1 protein-coding gene is annotated in these 255 nt (G+C 37.6%); it reads left to right on the forward strand.

Annotation, left to right across the window (positions count from 1 at the left end; all coding sequences use genetic code 11):
- The coding region (locus P3R27_RS15090) for a pyridoxal-phosphate dependent enzyme (RefSeq protein ID WP_301357631.1) at positions 1-255 on the forward strand (255 nt) is incomplete at both ends.

The following is a 255-nucleotide window of genomic DNA, read 5'->3' on the forward strand; positions in this document are numbered from 1 at the left end:
CAATTGATAGTAATTATGCTATTCTAGCAAATGATGAATTCAAAAATATTTTTTCTAATTATTCAATCGCTGTGGGTTCTACAGGAAATTTAGGACTTAGTGTCGGAATCATGGGAGCAAAGTTAGGGTTTCAGACGACTGTCCACATGTCTAATGAAGCAAAAAGCTGGAAAAAGCGTTTGTTGAGAGAAATGGGTGTTGTTGTCAAAGAGTACGAAGGTGATTTTAGCAAAGCTGTAGCTTTAGGGCGAGCAG

The sequence above is a fragment of the Enterococcus spodopteracolus genome (assembly GCF_030441955.1).
GTDB lineage: Bacteria > Bacillota > Bacilli > Lactobacillales > Enterococcaceae > Enterococcus_B > Enterococcus_B spodopteracolus.